General features: G+C 40.3%; 14 protein-coding genes. 5 read left to right on the forward strand and 9 right to left on the reverse strand.

Annotation, left to right across the window (positions count from 1 at the left end; translation table 11 throughout):
• The first annotated feature begins 30 nt into the window (after positions 1-30).
• Together R2Q85_RS21335 and R2Q85_RS21340 are read left to right on the forward strand one after the other, a co-directional pair.
• Positions 31-528, forward strand: a complete 498-nt coding sequence (locus tag R2Q85_RS21335) for an RNA polymerase sigma factor (protein ID WP_316813824.1) — start codon at positions 31-33, stop codon at positions 526-528.
• The gene (locus R2Q85_RS21340; RefSeq protein ID WP_316813825.1) at positions 515-1,114 is read left to right on the forward strand and encodes a hypothetical protein; all 600 of its coding nucleotides are present in this window, start codon (positions 515-517) and stop codon (positions 1,112-1,114) included. The genes R2Q85_RS21335 and R2Q85_RS21340 overlap by 14 nt, the downstream gene beginning before the upstream one ends.
• A 143-nt stretch (positions 1,115-1,257) precedes the next feature.
• Here the strand turns inward: R2Q85_RS21340 and R2Q85_RS21345 are convergent, their stop codons facing one another.
• The 3 genes from R2Q85_RS21345 to R2Q85_RS21355 form a co-directional block, all read right to left on the reverse strand.
• Complete coding sequence (locus R2Q85_RS21345; RefSeq protein ID WP_316813826.1) at positions 1,258-1,683, reverse strand: hypothetical protein; 426 nt, start codon at positions 1,681-1,683, stop codon at positions 1,258-1,260.
• An 84-nt stretch (positions 1,684-1,767) separates the two neighbouring features.
• Positions 1,768-2,625 carry an AraC family transcriptional regulator gene (locus tag R2Q85_RS21350; protein WP_316813827.1) on the reverse strand — a complete coding sequence of 286 codons (858 nt, stop codon included), beginning with the start codon at positions 2,623-2,625 and terminating at the stop codon, positions 1,768-1,770.
• A gap of 17 nt (positions 2,626-2,642) precedes the next feature.
• The gene (locus tag R2Q85_RS21355; protein ID WP_316813828.1) at positions 2,643-3,005 is read right to left on the reverse strand and encodes a hypothetical protein; all 363 of its coding nucleotides are present in this window, start codon (positions 3,003-3,005) and stop codon (positions 2,643-2,645) included.
• Positions 3,006-3,270: 265 nt separating this feature from the next.
• Between R2Q85_RS21355 and R2Q85_RS21360 the strand changes: the two genes are divergently transcribed.
• A complete protein-coding gene (locus tag R2Q85_RS21360; protein ID WP_316813829.1) occupies positions 3,271-6,225 on the forward strand; it encodes a two-component regulator propeller domain-containing protein in 2,955 nt (984 codons plus the stop codon).
• Positions 6,182-6,814 (forward strand): response regulator transcription factor, encoded by a 633-nt coding sequence (locus R2Q85_RS21365; RefSeq protein WP_316813830.1) that lies wholly within the window; start codon positions 6,182-6,184, stop codon positions 6,812-6,814. Before R2Q85_RS21360 ends, R2Q85_RS21365 begins: the two co-directional genes overlap by 44 nt.
• 11 nt (positions 6,815-6,825) lie before the next feature.
• Here R2Q85_RS21365 and R2Q85_RS21370 read toward each other — a convergent pair whose 3' ends face one another.
• The 6 genes from R2Q85_RS21370 to R2Q85_RS21395 all read right to left on the reverse strand — a co-directional run bounded on the left by R2Q85_RS21370 (position 6,826) and on the right by R2Q85_RS21395 (position 14,205).
• Positions 6,826-7,446, reverse strand: a complete 621-nt coding sequence (locus tag R2Q85_RS21370) for a hypothetical protein (protein ID WP_316813831.1) — start codon at positions 7,444-7,446, stop codon at positions 6,826-6,828.
• An 11-nt stretch (positions 7,447-7,457) separates the two neighbouring features.
• Positions 7,458-9,368, reverse strand: a complete 1,911-nt coding sequence (locus R2Q85_RS21375; protein ID WP_316813832.1) for a beta-N-acetylhexosaminidase — start codon at positions 9,366-9,368, stop codon at positions 7,458-7,460.
• A 116-nt stretch (positions 9,369-9,484) separates the two neighbouring features.
• Entirely contained in the window at positions 9,485-10,453 is a 969-nt protein-coding gene (gene trxB, locus R2Q85_RS21380; RefSeq protein ID WP_316813833.1) for a thioredoxin-disulfide reductase, read from the reverse strand.
• A gap of 101 nt (positions 10,454-10,554) precedes the next feature.
• Entirely contained in the window at positions 10,555-12,183 is a 1,629-nt protein-coding gene (locus R2Q85_RS21385) for an acyl-CoA carboxylase subunit beta (protein WP_316813834.1), read from the reverse strand.
• Between the two features lie 134 nt (positions 12,184-12,317).
• Entirely contained in the window at positions 12,318-13,571 is a 1,254-nt protein-coding gene (gene fabF / locus R2Q85_RS21390; RefSeq protein WP_316813835.1) for a beta-ketoacyl-ACP synthase II, read from the reverse strand.
• Between the two features lie 40 nt (positions 13,572-13,611).
• Complete coding sequence (locus R2Q85_RS21395; protein ID WP_316813836.1) at positions 13,612-14,205, reverse strand: TetR/AcrR family transcriptional regulator; 594 nt, start codon at positions 14,203-14,205, stop codon at positions 13,612-13,614.
• A 140-nt stretch (positions 14,206-14,345) separates the two neighbouring features.
• Here R2Q85_RS21395 and R2Q85_RS21400 point away from each other — a divergent pair, with 140 nt between their 5' ends.
• A complete protein-coding gene (locus tag R2Q85_RS21400; RefSeq protein ID WP_316813837.1) occupies positions 14,346-15,218 on the forward strand; it encodes a hypothetical protein in 873 nt (290 codons plus the stop codon).
• The last annotated feature ends 94 nt before the right edge of the window (positions 15,219-15,312 follow it).

A 15,312-nucleotide genomic window follows, 5' to 3' on the forward strand; every position in this document is an offset into this window, starting at 1 on the left:
GACAATCAAACCACCATTAGCCGTTAATTGATGGAAAAAAAGGATCAATTATTTAAACAAATTTTCGATACAAATTCTAAAAAGATCTTCCATTTATGCTACGGTTATACCGGGGATGAAGATGCAGCAAATGACCTGCTGCAGGAAACTTTTTTAAAGGTTTGGCAAAATCTTGATAAATTCAGGAACAAGTCACTCATTTCCACATGGATTTACAGAATTGCTGTAAATACCTGTTTAACTTATTTAAGATCTGAAAAACGACAGGCAAAGGATGAGCTTACCGATAATATAATAGAAAACAGACCCGAAGAACTTTCGGAAAAAAATGAACAAATAGCGCTGCTCTACAAATCCATTGCTCAACTGGAAGAAAATGACCGCCTCATCATTACTATGGTACTTGATGAATTGCCATATCATGAAATAGCCGACATTTCGGGTATCAGTGAAGGAAACTTAAGGGTTAAAATTCATCGCATTAAATTAAAACTTACAGAATTATATAACCAGCATGCAAGAATTTGATCACATACAATCGCTTTGGCAATCACATTCTATTGAGGTAAAGATCTCATCTGAGGAAATGCTGATGCAAGCTAAAAAGGAAGTAAATTCCATCCGCAACAAATCTATACTGAATATTGCAGGTATGTTGCTGTCATTTGTAGCAGTGGCCAGTCTGTTGGTATGGTTTGATTTCCAGTCATGGACTACCCATGCAGGAATATTTATTTTTTTAGCAGCGATTGCTGTTACTACACTGATGCTGTACAGGGGGCACCGGCTGATTTCTAAAAATGATTTCACCACCCATCCAAATGAGTTTCTTGTGAATCTAAAGCTTTATCAGATCAGCCGCTTCAACCTTTATAATAAACTTTACTGGATATATGCCATTGCCTTAAGCCTGGGTATATCGCTCTGCTTTGTGGAAATACTGGCTTATTTTGAAACCTGGTTATGGGCTTTGGTTATTTTACTGACTTTTAGCTGGATGGTTTTCTGCTCTACCCTGGTACGTAAAGCTGTGGTAAAGAAAGAAAAGGAAAGAATTGCATTACTGATTGAAAAATTTGAACGACTGGCCAGTCAGTTTAAAGAACAGGCATAAAAAAAAGTCATCCGGACTCTTCGGATGACCTTATTATTAACTAACCCAAATTAAATTCATCCAAACTTATATACTGGGTTTCCTGCTTCAAATTTAACTTAACAAAGCTATCCATCAATAAGCGAAAATCACCATTGTGTTTACTAAATGTTAAATCTATTTACATTCACAACTTTCCAATTGCCATTTTTATCTTTTTCTATGGCAATAAAGTTCTGCTGGGTAAAATGATAAAACTTAAAATCAACACGCACCACCATGGCATGGTCACCTTGTGAAAGTACCTGGTAGTCAGATTCACAGTTCAGATTAACAGTGCCAATCTTTTTATAAAATGATACCACCTGCTTTTTAGTATACTTTAAAATTCCTTTTCCCCTGCATACGCTAATCAGCGCATTATTATCAATGATTTCATCAAATAATGTTGCGTCATTGTGCATTTGAGCATCTATAAACGCGCCAATAACGAGATCAGGTTTTGAAGTAAGCCCTTTAACCGGATCTGCGGATACGCTGAATCCGGTTATACCCAATATAGCCAGACTCCATAAGATTTTGCTTTTCATTTGCTTTTTTCTTATAAATTTCAGCCAATCAATTCATAATCAATATGCTAATACCACTTTAAATGAAAAATAAAAAAAACAGGTTCAGCGGTATTGACCTGGAGTTACATTAAAAGAATTCCTGAACAACCTGATAAATGAACTTGGACACTCAAAGCCTAAAATATCTACAATTTCATTTATGGGGTAGTCTGTATTTTTTAACAAGTGTTTAGCTTGTTGCAACCTGATTTTTGTAAGAAACTGATGGGGTGATTGCTGGTAAGCTTGTTTAAATGTACGCAACAAATGATTAACCGACAAACAAGCTGTTTGTGCAATGTCATCAAGTCGTATATTTTTATTATAATTGCTGATCATATAATCCCTGGCGATTGACAAGCGCCTTAATATTTCTGTTTTTGTACTGCAGCTTAAAAATTTCAGGGATGCTTCCCTGCTCACTATTTCTGAATGGTATAGATTGTAGTAATTGATCAGGCAATGGTATAAATATTCATTCAACAGCAATTGGTCATCTGTTCCATTTTCAATATGCCTGGAAAGGTGTTGTAAATTATATTTGATATCTCCCTGCAAGGGATAAATCGATTCAATAAACCGGGGCTGTCTTTGTTTAAAACCAGTCGGATTATCCAGTAAAGTCTCTGTTTCAGTGTAGTATGCGTACTCAAAATCACGAACAAATTCGGGGTCGAACAAGACCGAAAGTGTACTAACCTCAACAGCCGAATCTATTTTTTTGGAATAACAGGTATCATGGTTCAGAAAAATAAAGCTCCCCGGCACCAGGGTTAGCTGTCTTTTTTCTATGGCATAATTTACTTCACCATTAAATACGGCATTAAAAGCATATTTGCCGGTAAAAAAAGGATTATGGGCATCGTAGGTAACTTCAGTTATAATTTCATTCTTATCGATCAGGATCCTGTTATATTTCATGACACAAATTTTATTGTTCAGGCATCTTTATAGTCACGCTCCTCCAGTATAACAAACTGGTTACCTGTTGGATCGGAAAAACAAAGTTCAAGACCATTATCCACATAACGTGGTCTGCTTAGTGTAGCTATATTTTTTTTCCTGAATAAATGATAGTCCCTCAGGCAATCATCCGTTTTCAAAACAACGGTATCAGGTCCGACAACTTCCTTTTCTACCAGCATCATGAAGTCTCCATTGCTCAATTGTAAAATAGGACATTGTTTTCCTTCTATAGCTATTCGCTCATATAGCCTAAAGCCGGGTATATCCGTGAAAAACTTTAACGAAGTTTCTTCACAATTAACAAAAATGACTTTATAACTTTGATGAAAATCCATAATCCCCTACTTCAGCCACCCTATAACTAACTGAAGATTAAACAAATTTAATATAATGCAAACAAATAACACTAACCCTTTAGGGGGTATTTTTTTATTTTAATATATATTTGTTATTTCGTTAGCGGGTATTGATTTGAGTTGTACTCAAGATTAATTAATAGCAGACAGGAATAACCTTGCAAAAACCACCCTTCCGGGGTGATTTTTAACAGCTTATTGATAATTATATTTACAATTGGTGAAAACTGTATACTTTTAAACCGTGTCCTACATAAAAACAAGTCTTATTGTATTTTTTCTGCTGATCAATGACCTTCATTCCTTCAGTCAGCGGTACAATTTTGAGCAATATGACATTGAAGATGGTCTGATCCAATCCCAGGTCACAGCAATTACCCAGGATAAACAGCGAAGATTGTGGATAGCCACCCTGGGCGGGCTGAGTTGTTTTAATGGCAATCAGTTTATTAACCTGGGCAGAACTGACGGACTGAACAGCAATTTTATTTTATCGCTTACGATCAATACCCAAAACAATCTTTTTATCGGTTCTGAACGGGGACTATCTGCTTACAACCGCAGGTCCTTTTATAATTACAGGGCGACAGATGACTGGACAGCAAATCTGGTAACCGATGCCGGCGGCACTGTCTACGGCATATCAGCCAGACATCTTTTTAAAACGAAGGGACTAAAAACCGAACGCATAAATGTGACCGGCGATACTTCCGAAATGGTCACAACCTTAGCCATTGATGCCTCAGGTAAATTATGGGCTGCCGTATACCGGCATGGCGTATATTATCAGGAAAAGAACAAGTGGCATCCAAAAATCAACAGCCATGAGGTAAAAAGTTTAATTATAACCGATCTTTTGCTGGATAAACAGGTAAAAGATAAAATCTGGTTGCTGACCACAAACGGCATTTTCACTTCAGAAAATGGAAGAATACAAAGTGCGTATGCTGACAAGATCAAAAAGGCTACAACCATCATACAGGATGCGAAAGGAAATATCTGGCTGGGTACAAATAAAGGTGCCTGGTATATCAGCATGGGTCATATGATTCATTTTAATGCTAAAAATGGTTTTACCGACAATGTAGTCAAATATCTGTTTGAAGATGCCGAAAACAACATCTGGCTGGGTACTGACGGTTCCGGAATTTACAAATTTAACAGCAATGCTTATGTAACATTCGATGAGTCGCAGGGTTTGCAGAGCAATATCGTCATGAGCATCGTCAATGGCCCCGAACCGGGTGAAATCTGGCTGGGTACTTACGATGGTTTGTTTATTCATAAAGATAACCAGATTAAAAGGCTTGTTATCCCTTCAAGCGCTGAAGATACCAGACGCATTAATTTTCTGTTAAAAGACAGTCAAAATGATATTTGGGTAGGTACGGTTGGCGGTGGGTTGTGGGTTTACCATAAAAATAAATTTAAGCGCATCGGCAACGGAAGCACTGGACTGGCTTACAATGCCATCATGGAAGACCAGGATAAAAACATATGGCTATCGACCAATGTTGGCTGCTTTGTAATAGTGGCTCAAAGCAGGAAGGTAAACCAGATATCGAATCAATTTGGCAGTAGTTTACTCGAAATTGGCAAAGACTCTGTGATCACAGGCACACCAAACGGCGCCTACCTGGTTACACATAAAAAAGAACAGAAGAAATTAAAACTCAGACTCGTTGCAGGTTCCAGTATTTTATCAATGCTTAAAAATGGCCCTTACATTTTTTTTGGAACAGCTGACAATGGCTTGATTGTATGGAACCACATCAGCGGAAAAATTAAACAGCTGAGTACTAAAAACGGGCTTCTGTCTGACCATATTTACAGTTTGCTGCCCGACAAAAAAGGTGTGATCTGGATTGGGACAGGCAGGGGTATAAACCGGCTGAATTCAAAAGACCTTGCCCTGATAAAAAACACCGGTGAAAATGCTTTACTCGTAGAATGTAATCAGAATGCAATGCTGGAGTATTCAGATAAAATCTGGATAGGGACTACTAAAGGAGCGATCGTTTATGACAACAAAACAGATTCTTCTGTACAGCACACCCCCTTTGTTTTCATTAATTCCGCAGGCATATTATCGCAACATAAAAAAGGGGAACAAAACAACCTGCAACTTACCTACAAGGAACATGAACTCCATCAAAAAATAACAATTCCTTATCACCAGAACCACCTTAACATCAACTTTACAGGCATTTACCTAACCAACCCAAAGGCTTTGACATACACGTACAGATTAATTGGCCTGGACACCAAATACAGTAAACCCAGCATCAATTCTTCCGTTAACTATACTGCTCTTCCGCCGGGCAAATATACCTTCGAGGTTAAAGCCGTTACCCTTTCAGGCCAGGAATCAGCCAACACCGCATCTCTTAATTTTGAAATCACCCCGCCTTATTATCAGACTGCCATTTTCAGTATCTTCATACTTGCTGTTATTGTTCTGCTCATTATACTTTCGGTATATGTCATTATTAATCTGAACGAAAGGCAGCGCAAATTACGCCTTAAAATAAAACTGGAAGAACAGTTTAAGATCAGAAAGCAAACCGCCGAAGATTTTCACGACGACCTGGGTAACAAACTTACCCGCATATCTGTCTTATCAGAAGTATTGATCAGTATGACAGACCAAAATGACGGAGAAAAAAGGGCAATCCTTCAAAAAATAAAGACCAATGTAAATGAACTGTACACAGGGACAAAAGATATACTCTGGTCTTTAAATCCAAAAAATGACACCTTAGGTGAACTGCTGACACACATCAGGGACTTTGGCCAGGAGATGTTCAACGAAACTTCCATTCGTTTCGTTGAAGAAATTTCAGTAAATGATACAGGCACCAGGCTTTCGCTTGAAGTCAGCAGAAATATTTTGATGATCTTTAAGGAAGCTATACACAACGCATTGAAACATTCAAAAGCAGATCAGGTTAAATTTACCGCAACTATGGACCAGGGTGTTTTAAACGTTCAGCTTCGGGATAACGGAACTGGTTTTGATATGGAATCCGCTAAAAATGGCCATGGGATGAACAACATGAATGTCCGGGCAACGCGGATCAACGGAATTTTAAGTATCCTTTCCAATCATACTGGAACAACGATAGCGCTCACTGTCAAATTTAAAAAATCAAAAAATGCAAAATCAGGCAGCCGCAAGAATAGTGATTATAGAAGATGATCAGACCATCAGAGAGGGTTATACCTATCTGATTAACCATACTTCTCCATACCAGGTGGTAAATACCTATCCGTCTTTCGATGTCGCAAGGCAGAAGATCAGTAAAGACAATCCTGATGTGATTATCCTGGATATACAAATGCCCGGAACTAACGGTATAGATGCGATACCGATATTGAAAAAGCTGTTGCCGCAGGTGTATATCATCATGTTAACGGTATATGAGACAGAAAAAATCATCCTGGAAGCGCTGGCCAATGGGGCCTCGGGCTACTTTACTAAAAACACAGCTGCTTCAAAAATCATTGAAGCCATTAAAGACGTATTACAGGGCGGCGGCCCGATGAGTCCCAGTGTTGCAAAAAAGGTCATCACTTCCCTGCAAAAAAATCCAGATTCTCCACTTACAAAAAGGGAAACCCAGATACTTAGCCTGATTACCCGGGGTAAAGACAGGTCGCAGATTGCGAACGAATTATTTATAGAGATTGAGACTGTTAAAACGCACATCAAAAATATATATGTTAAACTCAATGTCAACTCCAAAGCAGATGCGATTAAAGTTGCCAAAAGCAACCGGCTGGTATAAATGAGCTGCGCTTACTCCTGCTTCACTTCGTCTGCAGAAAAACTATTGCCATTTAACCGGTATACGATCTTTTTCAAGGCCCCTGGTTTAATGGTCGTATCTGCCGGATTTACCACAGGGAAGGAACGGAACAGGTCACCGTTTTTAATCGTAAATTTATCATTGCCCGCATAGTTCTTTTTCATATTACTGCTCAATGGGGGAAAAGTGATCTTTCTAAACTCCCCACCAGCGTATTCGTAAACGTTTAAATCCAATACATTTTTCTTGCTCAGTAACTCGATATAGATCTCAGGGTTTCCATCATTATCCATGTCCATATTCCAGGCATCGGTAATGATCCCTTTTCGCTCATTAGAAAAAGAATTGTAATTATTTCTAACGGAATCCGACATCAATATCAAGTACCCACCAACACTATCTATTCCTTTACCCCAGCTGATCACCTCAAAATTCAATCCGGGCTTCACATTAATGTCTTTATAAAAGGCAAATGGCCCCTTTGTTTTTTCTGCTATTACCGTTTGTTGTTTTACAGGTGTTTTTTCTTCCTGATTCCCACCACAGGACGTTACTAAAAGCACAGTTGCAAAAATCAGGCTGGATCTTCTTAAATATTTTATTGTTTTCATGTGTCTGTCAATTATTCCTGTTTAGCTTTTACATCAGCACTCCCATTGTTTAATATAGTTTCAGTTACCACACTACGTTTGCCTGCGGGTGTAACCACAATGGTTTTTAAAATTTGTTTTTGGCCCTTTGGCACCTTTACCTGGATGGGTTTGGTATACAGTTCTCCTATTTCGGAAGGACGGGTCAGGTCAAGGGTATAATAGATTTTTGATCCGGTAAGGGGTTCCTTTAAAGTTATGCTGAAGTTTTCACCATTAAGTACTTTCTGGTCCAGTCCCAGGGGTGTTGGCACCCAATAATTTGCAGCTGTTTTATCCAGCCTTGATAAGTGCAGCGGTAAGCGCTCTTCTGAGAAATTCTTAAAATCTTTACGCGAGTTCTGGCTCCATGCAATCTCCGATAAAGAGAACAATCTGGGAAGGAGAAAATATTCTACTTTAGACGAGCTTTGAATATATTCTGTCCAAACATTTGCCTGAACCCCTACTACATATTTTTGTTCATCTGCCCTAAGCTCAGCTGGCACGGGATCGTAAGCATAAGATTTTGAATAAGGTGCCAGTCCCCCAATATTTGTTGGTTCATCTGCAGATTCAGACTGTTTATGATCAAAATACAGACCACCTGCATTTGGAGTCATGATGACGTCATGCTTTTGCTGAGCTGCTGCGATCCCTCCCTTTGTACCTCTCCAGGACATTACCGTTGCATTAGGTGCCAGTCCGCCTTCTAAAATCTCATCCCAGCCTATAATACTCCTACCTTTAGAATTTACATATTTTTCAATCCGCTGAATGAAATAACTTTGCAGTTCATGCTCATCTTTTAAACCAAGCTGCTTGATTAATTTCTGGCAAAACTCGCTTTGCTCCCAATATTTCTTAGGAGATTCATCGCCACCGATGTGGATGTATTTAGAAGGAAAAAGTGCAATGACTTCATCTAAAACATTCTCTAAAAATTTAAAGGTGTTTTCTGAAGGAACAAAAACGTCGTCGAACACGCCCCAGGTTTGCTGTACCTGTTTGCCTTTACGCGAACCTACCCAGGGTGTAATGTCGGCCACAAAAGTATCTTTATCCGGGAAACAACTTAACTCCGGGTAAGCCGCAATTGCCGCACTCGCATGCCCTGGCATTTCAATTTCAGGGATTACGTTGATGAACCTCGCCGCAGCATAAGCTACAACTTCCTTTATTTCATTTTGGGTATAGAATCCTTTATAGACTTCTCCGTCATTATTTACTCCCGGGTAGTGACCGATGATCGTTCCGTTTCTGCTGGCACCAGTAGTCGTTAATTTAGGATATTTTTTAATTTCAATTCTCCAGCCCTGGTCTTCCGTTAAGTGCCAGTGAAAATTGTTCAGCTTATACTGGGCCATCAGGTCGATGTATTTTTTTATGAAAACAACAGGAAACATATGCCTTCCAACATCCAGGTGCAGGCCGCGGTATTTAAAGCGCGGATAATCGTTAATTTCGGCTGCATTGATCAGGATCTGGTTGTCTTGTTTTTCTGGCATCAATTGCATTATGGACTGAACTCCGTAAAATAAGCCGGCATCTTTACCTGTAATGGTAATGTTTTTAGGGCTGATATTGATTTTATACCCTTCGGCAGGCAACTGGTCCGCGCCGGCCGAGCTGAGTACAATAGCCCTTTCATTTGCTGTAGCCGATTTAACTGTTCTCAAAGAAAATCCGCCTCGGCTGACAATAAAAGCATTTAAAAGATCGGCTGATTTTGCATTTTTGCCGTCATTTGATACCAGAACTACTGTTTTATCCAGTTTAAAATTCCCCGAACTTTTCTTTACAGTTACCGGAGCAGGGATAATTCCCATGTTTATATCGTCTTGCGCAAAAGTATGCACATACAGGAATGCCAGTAAAACAATAGCTAATGGTTTTTTCATCATTTTGGTTAATAATTGGATTGATTTCATGCCTAAGGTAAAAAAAATCTTACTAAATAAACCACAAAAAAAGGCAGAACCAATAAATGATCCTGCCCTTTATTATTTTTTATTAATAACTAGGATACCACTTTCAAGTCATGTTCTTTAGCCGCTAAGTAACGTTCCGCATCAAGCGCAGCCATACAACCTGAGCCAGCTGCAGTTACAGCCTGGCGATAATAACTATCCTGCACATCTCCACTGGCAAAAACACCTTCAACATTGGTTTTGGTAGAGCCGGGTATTGTTTTCAGATAACCAGTATCATCCATATCCAGCCATCCTTTAAAAATATCTGTATTCGGTTTATGTCCTATAGCTACAAAAAATCCTTCCACCGGCAAATCAGTTTCAGCACCAGTCTGGTTATTCACTACCCTGACTGCCGTAACATTTTTACCGTTACCCAGGATCTCTTTTGTCTCGGTATGGTAGATCACTTCTATATTCGGAGTATTCAACACCCTGTGTACCATAGCTTTTGAGGCCCTGAATTCATCTCTGCGCACCAGCATATATACCTTATTGCAAAGCTTTGCAAGATAGGTAGCCTCTTCAGCAGCCGTATCACCGGCACCAACAATCGCAACATCCTGGCCTTTAAAAAAGAAACCATCGCATACCGCACAGGCAGAAACTCCAAAGCCATTATATTTTTGTTCACTAGGAAGCCCCAGCCACTTTGCTGTGGCCCCTGTAGAAATGATCACAGTATCCGCAGTAATCGTTTTGATATCATCCACGATTACTTTATGCGGCAAAGAAGAAAAGTCAACACCACTTACATAGCCAAAACGGATATCAGTACCAAAACGTTCTGCCTGTTTGCGAAAATCTTCCATCATCTCAGGCCCCATGATTCCGTTTGGATATCCCGGAAAATTATCAACATCAGTGGTTTGCGTCAATTGCCCGCCAGGCTCCATACCAGTATACATAACCGGTTTAAGATCTGCCCTGGCTGCATAAATTGCTGCCGTGTAACCTGCAGGCCCTGAACCTATAATTAAACATGGAACGTGTTCTATTTCTTGTTCTTGTAACATATATTTTTCTATTGTGATACAAAATTACGCTTTATCTGTCTATACACAAATACCAATGCACCAACAAATGCAACTTTGTGATATATAGATTATAATTGGGCTCAGGTCTGGATGATACCTACATTAAACTGCTTTTTTATAGGTGATTGATTTGCTGCTTCAATCCCCATAGAAATCACTTTTCTCGTTTCTTTAGGATCTATAATGCCATCTACCCATAGTCTGGCAGCCGCATAATATGAAGTGGTCTGGCTGTTATACCTGTCGGTAATTTCCTTTAGCAGTTCTGCTTCCTTTTCCGGGCTGATCGTTTCTCCTTTGGCCTTTAATGAGGCCTCCTGAATTTGCAGCAATACCTTTGCCGCCTGTGCCCCGCCCATTACTGCAATTTTTGCGCTTGGCCAGGCATAGATCAGTCGGGGATCATAAGCTTTGCCACACATCGCATAATTACCTGCACCATAAGAATTTCCGATTACAATTGTAAACTTCGGCACTATTGAATTTGAAACCGCATTCACCATTTTTGCACCATCTTTAATGATCCCACCCTGTTCCGATCTGCTCCCCACCATAAACCCGGTAACATCCTGAAGAAATACCAGCGGGATCTTCTTCTGGTTGCAGTTCATGATAAACCTTGCAGCCTTATCGGCACTATCAGAATAGATCACACCCCCAAACTGCATTTCTCCTTTTTTGGATTTAACAACCTTGCGCTGATTGGCGACAATACCCACAGCCCAACCATCAATACGTCCTAAACCGCAGATGATACTTTGTCCGTATAATTTTTTATACTCTTCAAATTCAGAAGCATCGGTTAAACGCTCAATAACGTCCAGCATTTCATAGGGTTTCTCCCTGTTTTCAGGCAATATCCCATAAAGCTCTTCTTCCTCTTTTTTGGGCAGAACAGGCTTAATCCGGTCAAATCCGGCCACTTCAGGCGCCCCCAGTTTGCTCATGATGTTCCTGATGCTATCTAAACAGGCCTGGTCGTTTGGATGCTTGTAATCGGTAACCCCGGATATTTCACAGTGTGTAGTTGCGCCGCCCAGTGTTTCATTATCCACCTCTTCACCAATCGCCGATTTAACCAGGTACGATCCGGCCAGGAATACAGAACCCGTGCCATCAACAATCATAGCCTCATCACTCATGATCGGCAGGTAAGCACCGCCGGCAACACATGAACCCATAATGGCTGCAATTTGTACAATGCCTGCTGAAGACATGATGGCATTATTTCTGAACATCCTTCCAAAATGTTCCTTGTCCGGAAATATTTCATCCTGCATAGGTAGGTAAACACCAGCACTATCAACCAGGTAAATTACAGGCAAGCGGTTTTCCATGGCAATCTCCTGCGCGCGCAAATTCTTTTTAGCGGTCATCGGAAACCATGCACCGGCTTTTACCGTTGCGTCATTTGCAATGATCATACACTGTCTGCCGGAAACATACCCAATACCACATACTACACCCGCCGAAGGACAACCACCCTGTTCCGCATACATCCCCTCTGCAGCAAAGGCGCCTATTTCTAAAAACTCGGTTTCCTTGTCTGTTAAATAGGCAATGCGTTCTCTGGCCAGCAGCTTGCCTTTTTCTTTTTGTTTGGCGGCATTTTTATCTCCCCCACCTTTATATATCTTTTTAAGCCTGGTTTTTAATTCGTAAACCGATTGCTTATTGACATCCTCGTTTTTGTTGAATTCTATATTCATCAGGCCAAGTTAAATTTTTATTTTTAGGAGAGCAAAAGTCTGTTTCGGGCTTTGGTATACTACCCGAAAAATAAGAATGGGTCCGGTCATTCAAAAAACGGCCGAACCCATCCAGGTATACGTTTAATTATAGCCTAATCAGCCTCATATTTCTTAAATATCGAAGTTGCCGTATGTCCGCCAAAGCCAAAAGTATTGTTCAACACATAGTTAACCGGCTGATGAACAGACTTTCCGATGATCAGATTTAAGCCTGCCGGAATTTCAGGATCAATGTTTTCTGTATTGATGGTTCCGGGAATAATGCCATCTTTTATAGCCATTATACTGATGACACTTTCAATAGCACCTGCACCGCCAAGCAAATGGCCGGTCATTGACTTTGTAGCGCTGATCGCCACCGGAAGCTCTTTAAATATCTTTTTGATCCCATGCAGCTCGCCTATGTCTCCCAATCCGGTAGAAGTAGCGTGTGCATTGATGTAATCAATTTTTTCTGCGCCAATACCAGCATCCGCCAGCGCTTTAGCAATACCGAGCGATGCACCCAGGCCATCTGGAGGTGTGCCTGTTAAATGATAGGCATCAGCAGCCATACCACCACCAACAATTTCTGCATAAATATGCGCTCCTCTTGCCTTTGCATGTTCCAGCTCTTCTAAAATCAATGCACCCGCACCTTCGCCGATAACAAAGCCATCACGGTCTTTATCAAAAGGCCTGGAAGCACCTGCCGGATTATCATTTCTTTTGGATAAGGCATGTGCAGAATTAAATCCTCCTACTGAGGATTCTGTAATTGCAGCTTCCGATCCCCCTGCAACCATGACATTTGCTTTGCCCAAGCGTATGGTATCAAAAGCGCTGATAATTGCTGTATTTGATGAGGCGCATGCAGACACGGTAGCATAGTTGGGACCATGCAGTTTATGGCGGATAGAGATTACACCTGCAGCAATATCTACAATCATTTTTGGAATGAAATACGGGCTAAACCTCGGAGTTCCATCCCCCAGGTGGTACTCTTTCAGCTGTTGTTCAAATGTACTGATCCCTCCGTTTCCAGATGCCCAGATCACACCAACTTCATAACGTTCGGTTTCCGGCATAGTTTCAAAGTTTAGGCCGGAGTCCTGAATGGCCTGGTCGCTGGCCGCTATCGCATATTGCGTATACAGGTCATACTTTTTAACTTCTTTTTTATCAATATAAGCCTCAATATCGAAGTCCTTTACTTCCGCAGCAAAATTAGTTTTGAATTTAGCAGTATCAAATTTTGTGATCGCTGCTGTACCGCTCTTTCCGGCAACAATGTTCTTCCAAAATTCGCTTACTGTATTCCCCAATGGGGTTATAGCGCCTAAACCCGTTACTACTACTCTTTTCATATTTACTTGTTAATTACACCAAACGGTTCTTAATAATATTTTACCGTATTATTTCATTATTAATTAGCTGAACAACCCTATCCAGCGCCAAAAACAGGTGCTTTTCATCATTCGTGATCTTGCCCAGCATAATTCCCCCTTCAATCAGGGTGATCATTACATAAGCATAATCCCTCGCAGAGGCCTCCTTTTTAAATTCACCATGCTCCTGCCCTTCTACAATCACCTGGCTGAGTTTTAAGGCCCAGCTGGATATACTTTGCTGCACTTTCTCTTTTAAGAAAGGCAAATTGTCATCAGCCTCTACAGAGGCGTTTAATATCGGGCAACCACCTCTGTCAAATTCATCTTTCCAGGCTGTACGGTAATGTGCCACAAAAGACATCAGTTTGTCTTTCGCTGTTTCTTTAGCATTCAAAGCACGGTCTATCTGCTCACTCAGTGCCTTGCTGTTGTATTCATATGCCGCAATTGCTACCTCATCCCGGTTGGCAAAATTTCCATAAATACTACCTTTTGTTAAGCCCGTAGCAGCAGTCATATCAGACAAAGATGTAGCTGAATATCCTTTTGTATTGAATATTGCAGCTGTCTTCTCTATTATAAAATTCCTTGTACGGTTTGCCTTGGTCATACGTTGTACTTCTGGACAAGGGCAAAATTATACCTTTCGGTATAATTTACCAAATTTATCCTCCATTTTAATATTTAAATGTCTGTACGAATAAAGCTGCTTTTAAACATTATGGCTACTTTTACCAAAACGTTAACCCGATGAAGATTGCTTTTATAAGTTACCAGATACAGGAAAGATACAGTGCAGCAACAGAATATGATGAAGATACTGCGCTGCTTAATTTTTTATTGAACAAAGGTGTGGATTGTAAACGCATGGTTTGGAATGAACCTGATGCGGATTGGCAGCAATTCGATATGGCAGTGATCAAATCACCCTGGGATTATCATGAAAATTTTACGGATTTTAACAACTGGCTGAACAACAGGGAAGCAGAAGGATTAAAACTTTTAAACAGCTACCAATTGATCCGCTGGAACAGTGACAAGCATTATTTGAAAAAAATCTCGGATGCAGGGTTTAAAATTATTCCGTCTCTTTTCCTGGAAAAAAACACCAGGCCATTTTTAGTCGACTTCTTCGGTTTCCTGGCGGCACAAAAACTGATTATTAAACCTTGTGTCAGCGCGGGTGCCAAAAACACACTGATTATAGACAGGGATAACCTGAACACCTTACAGGAAGAAGTATACCGGCTGCTGCAAGCGGAAAGCTATATGGTTCAGCCGTTCATGGAAGAGGTTCGTGAAGGAGAATGGTCATTTTTATTTTTTAACGGCAAGTACAGCCATAGCCTGCTTAAAGTTCCAAAATCAGGCGATTTCCGGGTACAACAATTTTTTGGCGGCAACATACTTGAAACTGAAGCACCTGCTGAACACATCAAAGCAGCGCAAAGTTACATAGACCACTTTGCTAAAGATACCTTTTACGCACGTGTCGACGGCCTCATTGTTAACGGAGAACTGGTATTGATGGAACTGGAGCTTATTGAACCTTATCTTTACCTGAACAATCATTCTAAGGCTATGGAAAATTATTACCAGGCATTGCTGCAGCATATCAAATAAACAAAGGCCGCTGGATGTCGGCCTTTGTTTATTCATCAACTACCTATTTTCTTTTTTTTATGGATAGTATTTTTACAGTTTCCCGAAAGCGGCC

This window comes from Pedobacter heparinus, from assembly GCF_032678725.1.
GTDB lineage: Bacteria > Bacteroidota > Bacteroidia > Sphingobacteriales > Sphingobacteriaceae > Pedobacter > Pedobacter heparinus_A.

What these genes read in the sequence shown, in the direction of transcription:
- R2Q85_RS21335 (WP_316813824.1), top strand. Translation starts at nt 31, where the DNA reads ATGGAAAAAAAGGATCAATTATTTAAACAAATTTTCGATACAAATTCT.
- R2Q85_RS21340 (WP_316813825.1), top strand. Translation starts at nt 515, where the DNA reads ATGCAAGAATTTGATCACATACAATCGCTTTGGCAATCACATTCTATT.
- R2Q85_RS21345 (WP_316813826.1), bottom strand. Translation starts at nt 1,683, where the DNA reads ATGAAAAGCAAAATCTTATGGAGTCTGGCTATATTGGGTATAACCGGA.
- R2Q85_RS21350 (WP_316813827.1), bottom strand. Translation starts at nt 2,625, where the DNA reads ATGAAATATAACAGGATCCTGATCGATAAGAATGAAATTATAACTGAA.
- R2Q85_RS21355 (WP_316813828.1), bottom strand. Translation starts at nt 3,005, where the DNA reads ATGGATTTTCATCAAAGTTATAAAGTCATTTTTGTTAATTGTGAAGAA.
- R2Q85_RS21365 (WP_316813830.1), top strand. Translation starts at nt 6,182, where the DNA reads ATGCAAAATCAGGCAGCCGCAAGAATAGTGATTATAGAAGATGATCAG.
- R2Q85_RS21370 (WP_316813831.1), bottom strand. Translation starts at nt 7,446, where the DNA reads ATGAAAACAATAAAATATTTAAGAAGATCCAGCCTGATTTTTGCAACT.
- R2Q85_RS21375 (WP_316813832.1), bottom strand. Translation starts at nt 9,368, where the DNA reads ATGATGAAAAAACCATTAGCTATTGTTTTACTGGCATTCCTGTATGTG.
- trxB (WP_316813833.1), bottom strand. Translation starts at nt 10,453, where the DNA reads ATGTTACAAGAACAAGAAATAGAACACGTTCCATGTTTAATTATAGGT.
- R2Q85_RS21385 (WP_316813834.1), bottom strand. Translation starts at nt 12,183, where the DNA reads ATGAATATAGAATTCAACAAAAACGAGGATGTCAATAAGCAATCGGTT.
- fabF (WP_316813835.1), bottom strand. Translation starts at nt 13,571, where the DNA reads ATGAAAAGAGTAGTAGTAACGGGTTTAGGCGCTATAACCCCATTGGGG.
- R2Q85_RS21395 (WP_316813836.1), bottom strand. Translation starts at nt 14,205, where the DNA reads ATGACCAAGGCAAACCGTACAAGGAATTTTATAATAGAGAAGACAGCT.
- R2Q85_RS21400 (WP_316813837.1), top strand. Translation starts at nt 14,346, where the DNA reads ATGAAGATTGCTTTTATAAGTTACCAGATACAGGAAAGATACAGTGCA.